The sequence below is a fragment of the Paenibacillus apiarius genome (assembly GCF_017052585.1).
GTDB lineage: Bacteria > Bacillota > Bacilli > Paenibacillales > Paenibacillaceae > Paenibacillus_B > Paenibacillus_B apiarius.
Window position 1 is genome coordinate 5,156,169 of the sequence record NZ_JAFFHZ010000001.1, and the last position, 21,517, is coordinate 5,177,685.

The following is a 21,517-nucleotide window of genomic DNA, read 5'->3' on the forward strand; positions in this document are numbered from 1 at the left end:
TCTGACGCTATCGGTGAGCGAACACGAGAATGGGATGAACTGCTCGCTCGAATACGGTGCCCTGCTGTTTGAACGCGAGACGATCGAACGATGGGCGAATCACTTTACAGAGCTTCTGCGACAGGTTACCAGCAATCCGCAGGTAATGCTGGGTAGCGTCAGCTTGCTGGCGGCTGCCGAACAAGAGCGGCTATTGGTCCAGTTCAACGACACGAAAGTGACGATTCCTGAAGAGGCAAGCATCCCTTCCCTGTTCGAACTGCAGGCGGCGAAGACACCGGATCTTCCGGCAGTCGTGTGCGCAGAGCGGCGTCTGACCTACCGGGAGCTGGAGGAACAGGCCAACCGTATCGCGCAATGGCTGCGGGCGCACGGCGTGACGGCGGAAGAGCGTGTAGGCGTTCTGATGAACCGTTCGCCGCAGCTCATCGCCGGGCTTCTGGGTATCTTGAAAGCCGGTGCGGCCTATGTGCCGATCGACTCCCTTCTGCCTGAGGAGCGCATGGAGGGGATGATCCGGGATGCAGGAATGCAGGTTATGCTGACGGATTCGGCTCAGCTTGGGATTGTGGCAGGCCTGCAGGAGACAGCGCTGGGCCATGTATTGTGTCTGGACGATGCGGTGACGGATGGAGCGGATAGAGCGGCTGGGCAGCCGGAGCTAGCAGACACGGCAAGCCTCGGCGGCCATACTATCTCGTTCTCCTTCGCCAAGGAGCTCGCAGGATATTCTTCCGAGCCTGTTGGCGTCGAGGTAGAGCCATCCGGCAGTGCGTATGTCATCTATACCTCCGGAACGACCGGCACGCCGAAAGGAGTAGTCGTGGAGCACCGGAACGTGGTGAATTTCATCTCGGGGATGATTCGCGAGCTTCCTTTCGGGACGCATGCTTCGATGCTGTGCGTAACGACGGTATCCTTCGACATCTTCGCCACGGAGAGCTGGGTGCCGCTCAGCTGCGGCATGCAGATCGTCCTCGCAAGCGAGGAAGCGCAGCAGGATCCGGTCGTGCTGGCGGAACTGTTGGCTCAGCACCCGGTGCAGATGATGCAGACGACGCCTTCGCGGCTCATGCTGCTGCTCGGCGATGCGCGGAGCGCGGCGCAGCTGCGGAACATGGAGACGCTGCTGGTCGGCGGGGAAGCTTTCCCTTCCACCCTGTATGGGCAGCTGAGGGAACATACGGATGCGGAACTGTACAACATGTACGGGCCGACGGAAACGACCGTCTGGTCCACGTTTGACCGTCTGGAAGGGGAAGAACGGATCGGCATCGGACGGCCGATGGCGAACACGCAGGTGTATGTGGTGAACGACGCGCTGCAGCCGCAGCCCGTTGGCGTAGCCGGTGAACTGTGTATCGGCGGCGCGGGGGTCGCCCGCGGATATTGGGCGCGTCCGCAACTGACGGCTGAGAAATTTGTGGACAGCCCGTTTGTTTCCGGGGAGCGGCTGTACCGGACCGGCGATTTGGCGCGCTGGCTGCCTGACGGCCGGCTGGAGCATCTGGGTCGGATCGACCATCAGGTGAAAATCCGGGGGCACCGGGTTGAACTGGGCGAGATCGAGGCCGGGCTGCTGCACATTCCGGGCGTAAGCGAAGCCGTCGTGACTGCCGCGGAAATGGATGAGCAGACGCAGGAATTGCGCGCTTATGTGACAGGCGAGCGTCCGCTTGCGGCAGCCGAGCTGCGTGCCGCCCTGGCCGTATCGCTGCCGTCGTACATGCTGCCGGCGCATTTCATGCAGCTGGAAGAGCTGCCCCTGACGCCGAATGGCAAGGTGGACCGCCGGGCGCTGCCGCAGCCTTCGGGAAGCGGAATAGCTGCTGGATATACAGCGCCGCGAACCGAAGCAGAGGCGAAGCTGGCGCTAATGTGGCAGGAGGTGCTGGGCGCCTCGCGCGTAGGCATCCACGACAACTTCTTCGAGCTGGGCGGCCATTCCCTGAAGGCGATGACGCTCGTATCGATGATTCACCAGGCGCTGGGAGTAGAGCTGCCGCTGAGGCAGCTGTTCCTCTCGCCGACGGTTGAAGGGCTGGCGGCTGCGATGAACGCAGCGGATGGGAGCACGGGGTATAAAGCGTTGGCCCCGGCAGGCGAGCGGGCGCATTACCCGCTGTCCTCGGCCCAAAAACGGCTGTACGTCCTGCAGCAGCTGGAGGGAGCCGAGCTGAGCTACAACATGCCGGTGGCGCTGCGGCTCGAAGGAGCGCTGGATCGGGCACGGCTGGAAGCGGCGCTGCAAGCCCTCATCGCCCGCCATGAAGCGCTGCGCACTTCGTTTGCCGTCGTGGACGGCGAACCGGTGCAGCGGGTACAAGAGGAGTGGACCTTCTGCGTGTCCTATGAGGAAGCGGAGGAAGGGGAAGCCGAGGAGTTAATCCGGGCATTCCTCCGCCCGTTTGACCTTAGCGAGGCTCCGTTGCTGCGTACAACCGTCGTGCGTCTCGGAGAAGCGCTGCACTTGCTGCTATTCGATATGCACCATATTATCTCGGACGGCACGTCGATCGGCATTTTGGTAGATGAATTTGTGAAGCTGTACGCGGGCGAAGCGTTGGAGCCGCTGCAGCTGCAGTACAAAGATTATGCGGTATGGCAGCGGGAACACTATGCCGACAGCCGGGCGTACGAGCAGTTGGAAGCGTACTGGATGGACCAGTTTGCGGGCGAACTGCCGGTGCTGAGCCTGCCGGCCGATCATCCGCGTCCGGCCGTACGCAGCTTCGAGGGCGGCCGGGTGGACGTTGAGCTGGACGGAGAGCTTGCGGCGGCCGTGCGCGAGCTGGCCCGCACGAGCGGCGCTACGGTGTATATGGTGCTGCTAGCCGCCTACAGCACGCTGCTGGCGCGGCTTGGCGGGCAAGAAGAAGTCATTGTCGGTTCGCCGGTGGCGGGCCGGCCGCAGGCGGAGCTTGAAGGCATACTGGGGATGTTCGTGAACACCTTGGCGCTGCGCACGTACCCGGCCGGGGAGAAGAGCTTTGCCGCCTATCTGCAGGAAGTGAAGCAGACGGCGCTTGGCGCCTTCGAGCACGGGGACTATCCGTTCGAGGAACTGGTGGAACGAGTGGTGCGGCAGCGCGACACGAGCCGCAATCCGATCTTCGATGCGATGCTCGTGCTGCAGAACATGAATCAGGCGGAGCTTAAGCTCCCCGATCTCCAGTTGACTCCGTATCTTATGAAGAACACGATAGCCAAATTTGACTTGACGCTGATCGTAGCCGAGCAGCGGGAGGGATTTTCCTGCAGTTGGGAATATTCATCCGCTTTATTTACAGAAGAGACCATCAGACGTTGGGCGGAACATTTTACAGAACTTCTGCGCCATGTATCGAGACAGCCTGAAGCGGCGTTGGGCGCAGTCTCTCTGCTGACAGCGGCGCAGGAGCGCCAATTGATGCAGGAGTTTAATCCGGCCCGGATAGATCCTGTCAGCAGCAAGACAATACTCGAGTTATTCGAAGAACAAGCGCTGCTGCACCCGGACCGTACGGCAGTCGTTTTCGACAACCATGAAATGAGTTATGCCGAACTGAATGATCGTGCCAGCCGTCTTGCTCAGACACTGAAGCAGCGTGGCGCAGGACCCGAGGACATCGTCGGCGTTCTTGTGACCCGTTCCGCTTGGATGGTTGTGGCTGTATTGGCGGTCTGGAAATCGGGCGGTGCCTATTTGCCGCTGGATGCCGATTATCCAGCCGAACGGATTGCGTATATGCTCGAAGAAAGCGGGGCCCGCCTGCTTCTGACAGAGCGGAAGTGCGGCGAGGAATGGGGGGCGGCCTATGACGTTTTATACTTGGAAGACGATGCCGCTGCAGTTACGGAAGGTATTTCACTGCAACTGCCTGAGCCCCGTCATTTGGCCTATGTTATTTTCACATCGGGCACGACGGGCAAACCGAAGGGTGTTATGATCGAACATGGACATTTAATAGAAAGAATTTTTGCATGGAACCAAGCTTATGGTCTGAACTCACAGGAAGTCCGGCTGCTGCAGATGGCCAGTTTCTCCTTCGATGTGTTTGTCGAAGACATCGCCCGGACGCTTCCTTTCGGAGGGACGATGGTCATTTGTCCAAGCGAGCTGCGTCTGCAGCCCGCGGCCGTAGCGGGATTGATCCGCACGCATGCGGTTACGCTGCTCAACTCGACACCGTCCTTAGTGATGTCCATTATGAAATACATCGATGAGCGGCAGGTGGATATACCGTTTTTGCGGCTGCTGATTTTGGGCGGCGATCGTTGTCTCAATCCTGATTTTCACTGGCTGCTTGAACGGTTCGGACAGAGGATGCGGATTATCAACTGCTACGGGGTAACCGAAGCGACCGTTGACTCTTCCTTCTATGAGTGGACAGGGGCCCCGGAACAGTATCCGTTAACACCGTCGGGGCACGTACCCATCGGATGGCCGTTTCAAAATGTGAGGCTTTATGTCGTGGATCCTCAATATGGCAAGCTGCAGCCGGTCGGAGTATATGGAGAGCTGTTTATCGGCGGTGCAGGCGTAGGACGCGGATATGTGAACAGACCTCGGCTGTCCGAGGAAAGATTTATTCCAAGTTCCTTTATGGAAGGAGAACGGCTGTATAAAACCGGGGATCTGGTACGCTGGTTGCCAGATGGCAGTCTTGAATTTGCCGGACGCAATGACCACCAAGTAAAAATTCGCGGATACCGGATCGAACTGGGAGAGATTGAACAGCACCTTGCCGAGCTTGAAGGGGTTACGGACTCGGCGGTCGCCGCTTGCGAGCTGGAGCAGGGAGACCTTGAATTGTGCGCCTATGTGGTCATGAGCGAAGAAACGGAGGTTTCATCCCTGCGTAAGGCCCTGTCAGCACGGCTTCCGGGATTCATGGTTCCATCGCGCTTCATCCAACTGGAAGAGCTTCCGCTGACGCCGAACGGCAAGGTGGACCGCCGGGCGCTGCCGCAGCCTTCGGGAAGCGGAGCGGCAGCCGGATATACAGCGCCGCGAACCGAAACAGAGGCGAAGCTGGCGCAGTTGTGGCAGGAGGTGCTGGGCGCCTCGCGCGTAGGCATCCACGATAACTTCTTCGAGCTGGGCGGCCATTCCTTGAAGGCGATGACGCTCGTATCGCGGATTCATCAGGCGCTGGACGTGGAGCTGCCGCTGAGTCAGCTGTTCCTTTCGCCGACGGTCGAAGGGCTGGCGGCTGCGCTGGACGCGGCGGGTGGCAGCATGGCGTATAAAGCGTTGGTCCCGGCAGACGAGCGGGCGCATTATCCGCTGTCCTCGGCCCAAAAACGGCTGTATGTCCTGCAGCAGCTGGAGGGCGCAGGGCTGAGCTACAACATGCCGGTGGCGCTGCGGCTCGAAGGAGCGCTGGATCGGGCGCGGCTGGAAGCGGCGCTGCAAGCGCTCATCGCCCGTCATGAAGCGCTGCGCACTTCGTTCGCCGTAGTGGACGGCGAACCGGTGCAGCGGGTGCAGGAGGAGTGGACCTTCTGCGTGTCCTATGAGGAAGCGGAGGAAGGGGAAGCCGAGGAGCGTACTCGTGCATTCCTCCGCCCGTTTGACCTTGACGAGGCCCCGCTGCTGCGTACAACCGTCGTGCGTCTCGGAGAAGCGCGGCACTTGCTGCTGTTCGATATGCACCATATTATCTCGGATGGCACGTCGATCAGCATTTTAGTAGACGAATTTGTGAAGCTGTACGCGGGCGAAGCGTTAGAGCCGCTGCAGCTGCAGTACAAAGATTATGCGGTATGGCAGCGGGAACACTATGCCGACAGCCGGGCATACGAGCAGTTGGAAGCGTACTGGATGGACCAGTTTGCGGGCGAACTGCCGGTGCTGAGCCTGCCGGCCGATCATCCGCGTCCGGCCGTACGCAGCTTCGAGGGCGGCCGGGTGGACGTTGAGCTGGACGGCGAGCTTGCGGCGGCCGTGTATGAACTGGCCCGCACGAGCGGCGCTACGGTGTACATGGTGCTGCTAGCCGCCTACAGCACGCTGCTGGCGCGGCTTGGCGGGCAAGAAGAAGTCATTGTAGGTTCGCCGGTGGCGGGACGGCCGCAGGCGGAGCTTGAAGGCATGCTGGGGATGTTCGTGAACACCTTGGCGCTGCGGACCTACCCGGCCGGGGAGAAGAGCTTTGCCGCCTATTTGCAGGAAGTGAAGCAGATGGCGCTTGGCGCCTTCGAGCACGGGGACTATCCATTCGAGGAACTGGTGGAACGGGTGGCGCGGCAGCGCGACACGAGCCGCAACCCGATCTTCGATGCGATGCTTGTGCTGCAGAACATGGATCAGGCGGAGCTTGAGCTCCCCGAGCTTCAGCTCACCTCGTATCCGTTCGATTCCAACGTGGCCAAGTTCGATCTGACGCTGTCGGTGAGCGAACAGGAGAACGGCATGCGCTGCTCGTGGGAATTCGCTGCCGTGTTATTTGAACGGGCGACGATAGAGCGTTGGGCCGGTCACTTTGCGGAGCTTCTGCGCCAGATTACCCGGGATCCGCAGGTGACGCTGGGAAGCGTCAGCTTGCTGACGGCTGCGGAACAGGAACAATTGTTGACGCAATTCCATGAGTTGGGGCAGTTCAATGATAGCGGGACAACCGCCGCGTTGCTGCGGGACATGACGCTGCACGCGCTGTTCGAGCAGCAGGCGGCGAAGACGCCGGAGCGGTTGGCCGTTGTATGCGGCGACGATTCCCTGACCTACCGGGAACTGAACGAACGGGCGAATCGGCTTGCCAGAGTCGTGCTCCGCTACGGCGCCGGGCCCGAAAGCCTTGTTGCGGTTCAGTGCGAACGTTCCGTGGATATGGCTATTGCGCTGCTCGCCGTACTCAAGGCTGGAGCTGCCTATCTGCCGATATCGCCGCAAGAGCCGGCAGAGCGGGTGCAGTTCCTGCTGGAGGACAGCGGCGCGACCGTACTGCTGTCTGCCTCGGCACAGGAGGCTTCCTGTCCGGTGCTAGGCTTGGATGATGGCCGAATCGAGCTGGAATCGCCGGAAAATTTGGCGGGCTATGCGAAACCAAATAATCTGGCGTATGTGATCTATACCTCCGGAACTTCCGGTCAGCCGAAAGGCGTCATGGTGGAGCATGGAAGCATCGTTCATACGCTTCAGTGGAAGGCAGAAGCCTACGACTTCGACGGCGGACGGGTGCTGCATGCCAGCCCGTTCATATTCGATGCGTTCATCACGCACTTCTTTGGCCCCCTCGTTGCGGGCGCCACCGTCGTGATGCTGCGCGATGAAGAGCTCAAAGATCCGGAGGTCATTATCCGCACGCTCGTCGAGCAGAAGATTACCCACGCGCAATTCCCAACGGGTCTGCTCGCGGCGCTGCTGGAGATGACCCGGCAGGAACAGCTGGCCACCGTCCGGAGCGTGGTCACCGGCGGGGAAAAAATCAGTGCGGCGCTGATTGAAAAGATGCTTGTTTACAGCCAGATTGAGTTTGTCAGCGAGTATGGACCGACGGAAAACAGCGTGGTGACGACCGCTTTGCCGGTGACCGATCCGGGTCAGTCTCATACGCTCGGCAGGTCCATTGGCCAGACGAAAGTTCATGTGCTGGCAGCGGATGGACAACTGCAGCCGATCGGCGTCCCGGGCGAGCTGTGCATCAGCGGCCCGGGATTGGCCCGGGGGTATCTGAATCAGCCGGAGCTGACGGCCGAACGGTTCGTCGCCAGTCCGTTCGCGCCAGATGAGCGGCTCTATCGGACCGGGGACTTGGCGCGCTGGCTGCCGGATGGCAATCTCGAATATATGGGCCGGATGGACGGACAAGTGAAGATCCGGGGGTACCGGATCGAACCGGGCGAGATCGAAGCCCAGCTGCTGCAGTTGACCGGGGTAAGCAAAGCCGTCGTGGCCGCGCTGCCGGATGCTTCAGGCAGTCTCCAGCTGTGTGCCTATGTTGTTGGCGGCGAGTTGGATTTTCCTCAGCTGCGCAGCTTGCTGTCCTCTGCGCTGCCGGCGTATATGGTTCCGGCTTCCTTCGTGAAGCTGGACCAATTGCCGCTGACTGCCAACGGCAAAATCGATTTCAAAGCGTTGCCGAAGCCGGATGCAGCTCTGGCCCATGCGCCGTATGCCGCTCCCCGCACGCCGGTGGAGCAGGCGCTGGTGACGGTATGGCAGCAGGTGCTCGGTGTGCCGCAGGTCGGCATTCATGACAGCTTCTTCGACCTGGGAGGCGACTCGATCAAGGCGATTCAAGCAGCGTCCCGGCTGCTGCCGGCCGGTTATAAGCTGGACATGAAGGATCTGTTCCGTTATCCGGCTGCGGCCCAGCTCAGCGCTCATATCGCCCCGGTTAGCCGTATTGCGGAACAGGGGGAGATTAACGGACCGGTGCCGCTCACGCCGATTCAGCACTGGTTTGCCGAGCGGGATCTGGCCGATGCGCATCACTTCAACCAAGCCGTGATGCTGTACCGGGAAGAACGGTTTGACGTGCAAGCGCTGCGCCTGGCGATGAAGCGGATCACGATTCATCACGACGCGCTGCGCATGGTGTTTGTGCCTTCAGCAGATGGGGGTTATGCCGCTTGGAACCGGGCCGTGAATGAAGGGGACCTGTACGGATTGGAAGTATTCGACTTGCGGGAAGAGCAGGCGTGGAGCCGGTTAGTCGAAGCGAAGGCTCGCGAGCTGCAGGCAGGTATCTCCTTAGATACAGGTCCGCTCGTGCAGCTGGGTTTATTCCAGTGCGGTGACGGCGATCATCTGCTCATCGTCATTCACCATCTCGTCATTGATGGCGTCTCTTGGCGGATCTTGCTGGAAGACCTCGCTGCAGCGTACGAACAGGCCGCGCAAGGGCAGGACATCCGGCTGCCGCAGAAAACCGATTCGTTCCAAGTCTGGTCACAGCAGCTGGCAGCTTATGCCTCAAGCCAGGCTATGGAGGCGGAACGTGAATATTGGAGCCAGATGGCGAGTCGGGAACAAGTGCCATTACCTAAGGATAACGATCAGGGCGGAGACACGGTCGAAAACAGCGCAATGTTGACGCTGCAATGGTCCCGGCGCGAGACGCAGCGGCTGTTAACCGAAGCGCACCGGGCATATGGGACAGAGATTAACGATCTGCTGCTGACCGCGCTTGGGATGGCGATTCAGGAGTGGACCGGAAGCGAGCAGGTGGCCGTCATGCTGGAAGGGCACGGCAGGGAATCCATCCTGCCGAATGTGGACGTCAGCCGGACGGTAGGCTGGTTCACGAGTGCATATCCGGTCATGCTGGATATGAAAGCGAACCTGGATCTGCCGCGGCGCATCAAGCTGGTCAAGGAAACGCTGCGAAGCATCCCGCACAAAGGCGTTGGTTACGGTATTTTGCGCTATTTGGCTTCGCCTAATATTCAAGCGGCCGCACCTGAAATAACGTTTAACTATTTGGGGCAGTTCGACCAGGATTTGCAGCGCAGCGCGCTTCAGATCTCGCCGCTTGCGTCCGGGGATGCGGTAAGCCGCAGGCAAAAAAGGGCGGCCACGCTCGATTTCAGCGGCATGATTGCCGGAGGAGCGTTGAGCCTGAACCTGAGCTACAGCATGGAGCAGTACCGCAAGAAAACCATGCAGCAGTTGGTCAAGCGACTAAAGCATCATTTGCAGGAAGTGATTCGTCACTGCGTGGCGAAAGAAAGCGCGGAACTGACGCCAAGCGATGTGCTGCAGCAGGGCATGACGATTGAGGAGCTGGAAGCGCTGGTTGAGCGGAATCGGATTGTCGGGGACGTCGAGAATGTATATGCCTTGACGCCTATGCAGCAGGGGATGCTGTTCCATAGCCGCCTGGATCCTCAGTCGGGCGCTTACGTGAACCAAATGCTCATTTCGCTGCAGGGAAAACTAGATCCAACCGCGTTGGAACGCAGCTGGAATATGGTCATCCAGCGGCATGCGGTATTGCGGACGAGTGTCGACAGCGGTTGGCGGGATCAGCCGCTGCAAGTAGTCTATCGTAGCCGTAGCTTGAGGATTGCCTATTCAGACATATCGATGAAGAGTACGGCGGAGCAGGAGCTGGAATTGGCCTTCCTCAAGGAAGAAGACCGTAAAAAAGGCTTTGCGGTAGAGTCGGACAGCTTGATGCGTGTGGCGGTCGTGCGTACGGGGCCAGAGACGCACCAACTGTTGTGGAGCTTCCACCATATTCTCATGGATGGATGGTGTCTGCCGCTGGTGGTCAAGGAAGTCCTCGAGGTATACACGGCCTTGTGCAAGGAAGAGGAGCCGCAATTGCCGCGCGTGGGCGAGTATAGCGAGTATATTCGCTGGCTGGCCGAGCAGGACGGGCAAGCGGCCTCGAACTATTGGGCGGACATGCTTGCGGGCTTCGAACAAGCGGCCGAGCTTCCAAGACGGCAGCGCCAAACACAGGGATATGAAGCAAGGCGCGTGACCTGCTCACTGGATCGGAAGCGGACCGAACGGATCAGCCAAGCAGCGCGAGAGCAGGGAGTGACGGTGAATACCTTGCTGCAGACGGCATGGGGACTGCTGCTGCACAAATACAGCGGGACAGACGATGCGGTATTCGGCAGCGTGGTGTCTGGCAGACCGGCGAGCCTTCCTGGCGTGGAGGGGATGATCGGGCTGTTCATCAATACGATTCCGATTCGGGTGAAGTGCGAGGCTGGAGAAACGGTAGCCCGCGTGCTGCAGCAGATCCAAGAGCAAGCGCTGGCGTCCCAAGCCTGCGACTATTATCCGCTGCATGAAATCCAGGCCCAAAGCGCAAGGCACCGGGAGTTGTTCAACCACATTCTGGTGTTCGAAAACTACCCGGTGGAGGAGCAAGCAGATTCACTGGAAGATGCGGCGGGACTAAAGATTACCGGAGTTCAAGCGGAAGAACGGACCAACTATGACTTGAATGTGATGATTTTGCCCGGGGAAGAGATGACGCTTCATTTTGACTACAATGCCCAGGTGTATGAACGAGATGGAATGGAGCGTCTGCAAAGGCATCTGCTGCAAATCGTGGAGCAGATTGCAGCGGACTCGAACATTCCGGTGCAGGAGCTGGAACTGCTGACAACGGACGAGAGAGAGCAGTTACTCGTGCAATTCAACGATACGGTAGCGGAAATTCCAAGGGGAGCGTCCGTGCATTCCTTGTTCGAGCAGCAGGCGGCGAAAACGCCGGATCGTCCGGCGGTCGTGTGCGCAGAACAGCGGCTGACCTACCGGGAGCTGGAGGAACAGGCCAACCGTATCGCCCAATGGCTGCGGGCGCACGGCGTGACGGCGGAAGAGCGTGTAGGCGTCCTGATGAACCGTTCGCCGCAGCTCATCGCCGGGCTGCTGGGGATTCTGAAAGCCGGTGCCGCTTACGTGCCGATGGACCCCCTTCTGCCTGTGGAGCGCATCGAGGGGATGATCCGGGATGCAGGAATGCAGGTTATGCTGGCGGATTCGGCTCAGCTTGGGATTGTGGCAGGCCTGCAGGAGACAGCACTGGGCCATGTATTGTGTCTGGACGATGCGTTGACGGATGGAGCGGATAGAGCGGCTGGGCAGCCGGAGCAAGCAGACACGGCAAGCCTCGGCGGCCATACTATCTCGTTCTCCTTCGCCAAGGAGCTCGCAGGATATTCTTCCGAGCCTGTTGGCGTCGAGGTAGAGCCATCCGGCAGTGCGTATGTCATCTACACCTCCGGAACGACCGGCACGCCGAAAGGAGTAGTCGTGGAGCACCGGAACGTGGTGAATTTCATCTCGGGGATGATTCGCGAGCTTCCTTTCGGGACGCATGCTTCGATGCTGTGCGTAACGACGGTATCCTTCGACATCTTCGCCACGGAGAGCTGGGTGCCGCTCAGCTGCGGCATGCAGATCGTCCTCGCAAGCGAGGAAGCGCAGCAGGATCCGGTCGTGCTGGCGGAACTGTTGGCTCAGCACCCGGTGCAGATGATGCAGACGACGCCTTCGCGGCTCATGCTGCTGCTCGGCGATGCGCGGAGCGCGGCGCAGCTGCGGAACATGGAGATGCTGCTGGTCGGCGGGGAAGCCTTCCCTTCCACCCTCTATGGGCAGCTGAGGGAACATACGGATGCGGCGCTGTACAACATGTACGGGCCGACGGAAACGACCGTCTGGTCCACGTTCGACCGCCTGGAAGGGGAAGAACGGATCGGCATCGGACGGCCGATGGCGAACACGCAGGTGTATGTGGTGAACGACGCGCTGCAGCCGCAGCCCGTTGGCGTAGCCGGTGAACTGTGCATCGGCGGCGCGGGGGTCGCCCGCGGATATTGGGCGCGTCCGCAGCTGACGGCCGAGAAATTTGTGGACAGCCCGTTTGTTTCCGGGGAGCGGCTGTACCGGACCGGCGATTTGGCGCGCTGGCTGCCGGACGGCCGGCTGGAGCATCTGGGGCGGATCGACCATCAGGTAAAGATCCGGGGGTACCGGATTGAACTCGGTGAAATCGAAGCCCGGTTGCTCCACATTCCGGGTGTAAGCGAAGCCGTCGTGACTGCAGCAGAAATGGGTGCGCAAACGCAGGAATTGTGCGCTTATGTGACAGGCGAGCGTCCGCTTGCGGCGGCCGAGCTGCGTGCCGCCCTGACTGCCTCGCTGCCGTCGTACATGCTGCCGACGCACTTCATGCAGCTGGAAGAACTGCCGCTGACGCCGAACGGCAAGGTGGACCGCCGGGCGCTGCCGCAGCCTTCGGGAAGCGGAGCGGCAGCCGGATATACAGCGCCGCGAACCGAAGCAGAGGCGAAGCTGGCGCTAATGTGGCAGGAGGTGCTGGGCGCCTCGCGCGTAGGCATCCACGACAACTTCTTCGAGCTGGGCGGCCATTCCTTGAAGGCGATGACGCTCGTATCGCGGATTCACCAGGCGCTGGGAGTAGAGCTGCCGCTGAGGCAGCTGTTCCTCTCGCCGACGGTTGAAGGGCTGGCGGCTGCGCTGGACGCGGCGGGTGGCAGCATGGCGTATAAAGCGTTGTCCCCGGCAGGCGAGCGGGCGTATTACCCGTTGTCCTCGGCCCAAAAACGGCTGTACGTCCTGCAGCAGCTGGAAGGAGCCGAGCTGAGCTACAACATGCCGGTGGCGCTGCAGCTGGAAGGAGCGCTGGATCGGGCGCGGCTGGAAGCGGCGCTGCAAGCGCTCATCGCCCGTCATGAATCGCTGCGCACTTCGTTTGCCGTTGTGGACGACGAGCCGGTACAACGGGTGGCGGAGCAGGTGATATTCGAAGTTTCTTATGAGGAAGCGGAGGAAGGGGAAGCCGAGGAGCGCATTCGTGCATTCCTCCGTCCGTTTGACCTTGACGAGGCCCCGCTGCTGCGTACAACCGTCGTGCGTCTCGGAGAAGCGCGGCACTTGCTGCTGTTCGATATGCACCATATTGTCTCGGACGGCACGTCGATCAGCATTTTAGTAGACGAATTTGTGAAGCTGTATGCGGGCGAAGCGTTAGAGCCGCTGCAGCTGCAGTACAAAGATTATGCAGTATGGCAGCGGGAACACTACGCCGACAGCCGGGCATACGAGCAGTTGGAAGCGTACTGGATGGACCAGTTTGCGGGCGAACTGCCGGTGCTGAGCCTGCCGGCCGATCATCCGCGTCCGGCCGTACGCAGCTTCGAGGGCGGCCGGGTGGACGTTGAGCTGGACGGCGAGCTTGCGGCGGCCGTGCGTGAGCTGGCCCGCACGAGCGGCGCTACGGTGTATATGGTGCTGCTGGCCGCCTACAGCACGCTGCTGGCGCGGCTTGGCGGGCAAGAAGAAGTCATTGTCGGTTCGCCGGTGGCGGGACGGCCGCAGGCAGAGCTGGAGGGCATGCTGGGGATGTTCGTAAACACATTGGCACTGCGGACCTACCCGGCCGGGGAGAAGAGCTTTGCTGCCTATTTGCAGGAAGTGAAGCAGATGGCGCTTGGCGCCTTCGAGCACGGGGGCTATCCATTCGAGGAACTGGTGGAACGGGTGGCGCGGCAGCGCGACACGAGCCGCAACCCGATCTTCGATGCGATGCTTGTGCTGCAGAACATGGATCAGGCGGAGCTTGAGCTCCCCGAGCTTCAGCTCACCTCGTATCCGTTCGATTCCAACGTGGCCAAGTTCGATCTGACGCTGTCGGTGAGCGAACAGGAGAACGGCATGCGCTGCTCGTGGGAATTCGCTGCCGTGTTATTTGAACGGGCGACGATAGAGCGTTGGGCCGGTCACTTTGCGGAGCTTCTGCGCCAGATTACCCGGGATCCGCAGGTGACGCTGGGAAGCGTCAGCTTGCTGACGGCTGCGGAACAGGCTCGATTGGCGCAGTTCAACGACACCGGCGGTGCAGAGGCGCCGCGGGACACCACGCTGCACGCGCTGTTCGAGCAGCAGGCGGCGAAGACGCCGGAGCGCTTGAGCGTTGTATGCGGCGACGATGCCCTGACCTACCGGGAGCTGAACGAACGGGCGAACCGGCTTGCCAGAGCCGTCCTCCGGTACGGCGCCGGGCCCGAAAGCCTTGTTGCAGTGCAGTGCGAGCGATCTGTGGATATGGCGATTGCGCTGCTCGCCGTGCTCAAGGCCGGAGCTGCCTATCTGCCGATATCGCCGCAGGAGCCGGCAGAGCGGTTGCAGTTCCTGCTGGAGGACAGCGGCGCGACCTTGCTGCTGTCTTCCACGGCACAGGAGGCTGCCTGCCCGGTGATGCGCTTGGATAATGATTGTATCCGTTCGGAAACGCCGGAAGATCTCGCGAGCTCTGTAAATCCCAAACACCTGGCGTATGTGATCTACACCTCCGGAACCTCGGGTCAGCCGAAAGGCGTTATGGTGGAGCATCGCAGCATCGTTCATACGCTTCAGTGGAAAACAGCGGCCTACGACTTCGACGGCGGGCGGGTGCTGCATGCCAGCCCGTTCGTGTTCGATGCGTTCATCACGCACTTCTTTGGCCCCCTCGCTGCGGGCGCCACCGTCGTGATGCTGCGCGATGAAGAGCTAAGCGATCCGGCGGCCATTATCCGCACGCTTGCCGAGCAGAAGATTACCCACGCGCAGTTCTCGACGGGTCTGCTCGCGGCACTGCTGGAGATGACCCGGCCGGAACAGCTGGCCACCGTCCGGAGCGTGGTCACCGGCGGGGAGAAAATCAGCGCGGCGCTAATCGAAAAGATGCTGGCTCACCGTCAGATCGAGTTTGTCAGCGAATATGGACCAACGGAGAACAGCGTGGTGACGACCGCTTTGCCGGTGACCGATACGGGGCAGTCTCATACGCTCGGCAGGTCCATTGGCCAAACGAAAGTTCATGTGCTGGCAGCGGATGGACAACTGCAGCCGATCGGCGTACCGGGCGAGCTGTGCATCAGCGGCCCGGGATTGGCCCGGGGGTATCTGAATCAGCCGGAGCTGACGGCCGAACGGTTCGTCGCCAGTCCGTTCGCGCCAGATGAGCGGCTCTATCGGACCGGGGACTTGGCGCGCTGGCTGCCGGATGGCAATCTCGAGTATATGGGCCGGATAGACGGACAAGTGAAGATCCGGGGGTACCGGATCGAACCGGGCGAGATCGAAGCACAGCTGCTGCAGTTGACCGGGGTAAGCAAAGCCGTCGTGGCCGCGCTGCCGGATGCTTCGGGCAGTCTCCAGCTGTGTGCCTATGTCGCCCCCGGCGAGCTGGATCTTCCTGATCTGCGCAGCTTGCTGTCCTCTGTGCTGCCGGCGTATATGGTTCCGTCCTCCTTCGTGAAGCTGGACCAATTGCCGCTGACTGCCAACGGCAAAATCGATTTCAAAGCGTTGCCGAAGCCGGATGCAGCTCTGGCCCATGCGCCGTATGCCGCTCCCCGCACGCCGGTGGAGCAGGCGCTGGTGACGGTATGGCAGCAGGTGCTCGGTGTGCCGCAGGTCGGCATTCATGACAGCTTCTTCGACCTGGGAGGCGACTCGATCAAGGCGATTCAAGCAGCGTCCCGGCTGCTGCCGGCCGGTTATAAGCTGGACATGAAGGATCTGTTCCGTTATCCGGCTGCGGCCCAGCTCAGCGCTCATATCGCCCCGGTTAGCCGTATTGCGGAACAGGGGGAGATTAACGGACCGGTGCCGCTCACGCCGATTCAGCACTGGTTTGCCGAGCGGGATCTGGCCGATGCGCATCACTTCAACCAAGCCGTGATGCTGTACCGGGAAGAACGGTTTGACGTGCAAGCGCTGCGCCTGGCGATGAAGCGGATCACGATTCATCACGACGCGCTGCGCATGGTGTTTGTGCCTTCAGCAGATGGGGGTTATGCCGCTTGGAACCGGGCCGTGAATGAAGGGGACCTGTACGGATTGGAAGTATTCGACTTGCGGGAAGAGCAGGCGTGGAGCCGGTTAGTCGAAGCGAAGGCTCGCGAGCTGCAGGCAGGTATCTCCTTAGATACAGGTCCGCTCGTGCAGCTGGGTTTATTCCAGTGCGGTGACGGCGATCATCTGCTCATCGTCATTCACCATCTCGTCATTGATGGCGTCTCCTGGCGGATCTTGCTGGAGGACCTCGCTGCAGCGTACGAACAGGCCGCGCAAGGGCAGGACATCCGGCTGCCGCAGAAAACCGATTCGTTCCAAGCTTGGGCGCAGCAGCTGGCAGCTTATGCCTCAAGCCCGGCTATGGAGACCGAACGTGGGTATTGGAAGCAACTGGCGAATGTTAGGCTAACACCATTACCGAAGGATAACGATCAGGGCGGAGACACGGTCGAAAACAGCGCAATGTTGACGCTGCAATGGTCCCGGCGCGAGACGCAGCGGCTGTTAACCGAAGCGCACCGGGCATATGGGACAGAGATTAACGATCTGCTGCTGACCGCGCTTGGGATGGCGATTCAGGAGTGGACCGGAAGCGAGCAGGTGGCCGTCATGCTGGAAGGGCACGGCAGGGAATCCATCCTGCCGGATGTGGATGTCAGCCGGACGGTAGGCTGGTTCACGAGTGCGTACCCGGTCATGCTTGACATGAAGTCGGACTTGGACCTGCCGCGGCGCATCAAGCTGGTCAAGGAAACGCTGCGGAGCATCCCGCACAAAGGCATCGGCTACGGCATTTTGCGTTATCTGGCCTCGTCGCGTGAGGACGGTATCCGGACGTTGGCACCTGAAATTTCGTTTAACTATTTGGGGCAGTTCGACCAGGATTTGCAGCGCAGCTCGCTTCAGATCTCGCCGCTTGCGTCTGGGGATGCGGTAAGCCGCAGGCAAAAAAGGGCGGCCACGCTCGATTTCAGCGGCATGATTGCCGGAGGAACGTTGAGCCTGAATCTGAGCTACAGCGCCGAGCAGTACCGCAAGAAAACCATGCGGCAGTTGGCCCAGCGGCTGAAGCATCATTTGCAGGAAGTGATTCGTCACTGCGTGGCGAAAGAAAGGGCAGAGCTGACGCCAAGCGATCTGCTGCATCAGGGGATGACGCTTGAGGAGCTGGAAGCGCTGGTTGAGCGTACTCGGCCTCTTGGGGACATCGAGAACGTATATGCCCTGACGCCAATGCAGCAGGGGATGCTGTTCCATAGCCGCCTGGATCCTCAGTCGGGCGCTTACGTGAACCAAATGCACATTTCGCTGCAGGGAAGGCTGAATCTAGCCGCGTTTGAACGCAGCTGGAATACGGTCATTCAGCGGCATGCGGTACTGCGTACGAGCGTAGACAGCGGTTGGCGGGACCAGCCGCTGCAGGTGGTCTTCCGCCGCCGCACCTTGAGGATTGCCTATGCGGATCTGTCGATGAAGAGCACAGCCGAGCAGGAACTGGAACTGGCCTTCATCATGGATGAAGACCGTAAAAAGGGCTTTGTGTTGGAGTCGGCCAGCCTAATGCGCGTGAAGGTGGTACGTACGGGGCAAGAGACGAACCAGCTGCTGTGGAGTTTCCACCATATTCTGATGGATGGATGGTGCCTGCCGCTGGTGGTCAAGGAAGTTCTGGAAGTATACACGGCCTTGTGCAAGGAAGAGGAGCCGCAATTGCCGCGCGTGAGCGAGTACAGCGAGTATATTCGCTGGTTGGCCGAGCAGGATGGGCAAGCGGCGTCGAACTATTGGGCGGACATGCTTGCGGGCTTCGAACAAGCGGCCGAGCTCCCGAGACGGCAGCGCCAAGCACAGGGATATGAAGCGATGCGTGTGACCTGCTCGCTGGACCGGAAGCGGACCGAACGGATCAGCCAAGCAGCGCGAGAGCAGGGAGTGACGGTGAATACCTTGCTGCAGACGGCATGGGGACTGCTGCTGCACAAATACAGCGGGACAGACGATGCGGTATTCGGCAGCGTGGTGTCTGGCAGACCGGCGAGCCTTCCTGGCGTGGAGGGGATGATCGGGCTGTTCATCAATACGATTCCGATTCGGGTGAAGTGCGAGGCTGGAGAAACGGTAGCCCGCGTGCTGCAGCAGATCCAAGAGCAAGCGCTGGCGTCCCAAGCCTGCGACTATTATCCGCTGCATGAAATCCAGGCCCAAAGCGCAAGGCACCGGGAGCTGTTCAACCACATCCTGGTGTTCGAGAACTACCCGGTGGAGGAGCAAGCGGGTTCACTGGGAGATACGGCCGGACTGAAGATTACCGGAGTTCAAGCGGAAGAACGGACCAACTATGATTTGAATGTGATGATTTTGCCCGGAGAAGAGATGACCCTCCATTTTGACTACAATGCGCAGGTGTATGAACGAGATGGGATGGAGCGTCTGCAAAGGCATCTGATGCGAATCGTGGAGCAGATCGCAGCGGATTCGAACATTCCGGTGCAAGAGCTGGAACTGCTGACAACAGCCGAGAGAGAGCAGCTGCTCGTGCAGTTCAACGATACGAAGGTTATGACTCCTGAAGAGGCAAGCATCCCTTCCCTGTTCGAGCAGCAGGCGGCGAAAACGCCGAATCATCCGGCAGTCGTGTGCGCAGAACAGCGTCTGACCTACCAGGAGCTGGAGGAACAGACCAACCGTATCGCGCAATGGCTGCTGGCGCACGGCGTGACGGCGGAAGAGCGTGTAGGCGTCCTGATGAACCGTTCGCCGCAGCTCATCGCCGGGCTGCTGGGGATTTTGAAAGCCGGTGCCGCTTATGTGCCGATCGATCCAATTCTGCCTAAGGAGCGTATGGAGGCGATGATCCGGGATTCCGGGATGCAGGTAATGCTGACGGATGCTGCATATGTGGATACATTATCCGACTTCAAAGAGACATCGCTGTGTCATGCATTATGTGTCGACGACCATGAATCGCTGTCCGGGTATTCTTCCGAGCCTGTTGGCGTGGAGATAAAGCCTTCCGGCAGCGCATATGTCATCTATACCTCCGGGACGACCGGCACGCCGAAAGGGGTAGTCGTGGAGCACCGGAACGTAGTCAATTTCATCTCAGGAATGATCCGCGAGCTTCCGTTCGGGACGCATGATTCGATGCTGTGCATCACGACGGTGTCCTTCGACATCTTCGCCGCGGAGAGCTGGGTACCGCTCAGCTGCGGCATGCAGATCGTCCTCGCAAGCGAAGAAGCGCAGCAGGATCCGGCCGTGCTGGCGGAACTGTTGGCTCAACACCCGGTGCAGATGGCGCAGATGACGCCTTCGCGTCTCATGCTGCTGCTCGGCGATGCGCGGAGTGCGGCGCAGCTGCGGAACATGGAGACGCTGCTGGTCGGAGGGGAAGCCTTCCCTTCCACCCTGTATAAACAGCTGAGGGAACATACAGATGCGGAATTGTACAACATGTACGGGCCGACGGAAACGACCGTCTGGTCCACATTCGACCGCTTAGAAGGGGACGAACGGATTGCCATCGGACGTCCGATGGCGAACACGCAGGTGTATGTGGTGAATGAGTCGCTGCAGCCGCAGCCGATTGGCGTGGCAGGCGAGCTGTGCATCGGCGGCGCTGGGGTCGCCCGCGGATATTGGGCGCGTCCGCAGCTGACGGCCGAGAAATTTGTGGACAGCCCGTTTGTTTCCGGGGAGCGGCTGTACCGGACCGGCGATTTGGCGCGCTGGCTACCTGACGGCCGGCTGGAGCATCTGGGGCGGATCGACCATCAGGTAAAGATCCGGGGGTACCGGATTGAACTCGGTGAAATCGAAGCCCGGCTGCTGCACATTCCGGGTGTAAGCGAAGCCGTCGTGACTGCCGCGGAAATGGATGACCATACGCACGAATTGCGCGCTTATGTGACAGGCGATCGTCTGCTTGCGGCGGCCGAGCTGCGTGCCGCCTTGGCCGCATCGCTGCCGTCGTACATGATGCCGGCGCATTTCATGCAGCTGGAAGAACTGCCGCTGACACCGAACGGCAAGGTGGATCGCCGGGCACTGCCGAAGCCGTCGGGAAGCGGAGCGGCAGCCGGATATACAGCGCCGCGAACCGATGTAGAGGCGAAGCTGGCGCTGTTGTGGCAGGAGGTGCTGGGCGCCTCGCGCGTAGGCATCCACGATAACTTCTTCGAGCTGGGCGGCCATTCCTTGAAGGCGATGACGCTCGTATCGAAGATTCATCAGGCACTGGGAGTAGAGCTGCCGCTAAGACAGCTGTTCCTCTCGCCGACGGTCGAAGGGCTAACGGCTGCGCTGAACGCTGCGGGCGACAGCGCGGCGTATAAAGCGTTGGCCCCGGCAGGCAAACGGGCGCATTACCCGTTGTCTTCGGCCCAAAAACGGCTGTATTTCCTGCAGCAGCTAGAGGGAGCCGAGCTAAGCTACAACATGCCGGTGGCTCTGCGGCTTGAAGGAAAACTGGATCGGGCACGGCTGGAAGCGGCGCTGCAAGCGCTCATCGCCCGGCATGAATCGCTGCGCACTTCGTTTGCCGTCGTGGATGGCGAGCCGGTGCAGCAGGTACAGGACGAATGGAGCTTTTCTGTGTCTTATGAGGAAGCGGAGGAAAGGGAAGTCGAGGAGCTCATCCAGGCATTCCTCCGGCCGTTTGACCTAAGCAAGGCGCCGCTGCTGCGTGCAACCGTCTTGCGTCTCGGTGAAATGCAGCACTTGTTCTTAATGGATATGCACCATATCATTTCGGACGGCACATCAATGAACATTTTGGTAGCCGAGTTTGTGAAGCTGTACGCGGGCGAAGCGCTGGAGCCGCTGCCGCTGCAGTACAAAGACTATGCGGTATGGCAGCAGGAATACGTGCTTAGCGATGCTTACCGGGAGCAGGAGAAATATTGGCTCGATCATGTGGCAGGCGAGCTGCCGGTATTGCAGCTGCCAACCGATTTCGTGCGCCCCGCCTTGCGCAGTTTTGCAGGCGACCGGGTTGATTTCAAGCTGGGAAGAACATTGTCTCAAGCTGTGCAGCAACTGGCGCTGGACAAAGGTGTCACCGTCTATATGGTGTTCTTGGCCGCGTACAGTACACTGCTGTCCCGTCTCTCCGGCGACGAGGAGGTTATTGTCGGCTCGCCGGTAGCCGGACGTCCGCATGCGGATCTGTCAGACATGATGGGGATGTTTGTCAACACGCTGGCCTTGCGCACATTCCCTTCCGGACAAAAAGCTTTTGCCGAATACCTTGAGGAA

At 60.3% G+C, this 21,517-nt stretch carries 1 protein-coding gene (running past both ends of the window); it reads left to right on the forward strand.

All 21,517 nt of this window come from inside a single coding sequence — locus JSQ80_RS22950, non-ribosomal peptide synthase/polyketide synthase (protein WP_206096824.1), on the forward strand. Of the gene's 41,208 coding nucleotides, 13,685 precede the window and 6,006 follow it; the stretch shown corresponds to coding positions 13,686-35,202 (codon 4,562, partial, through codon 11,734, complete); the first codon wholly inside the window starts at position 2. Both codon boundaries (start and stop) fall beyond the window edges.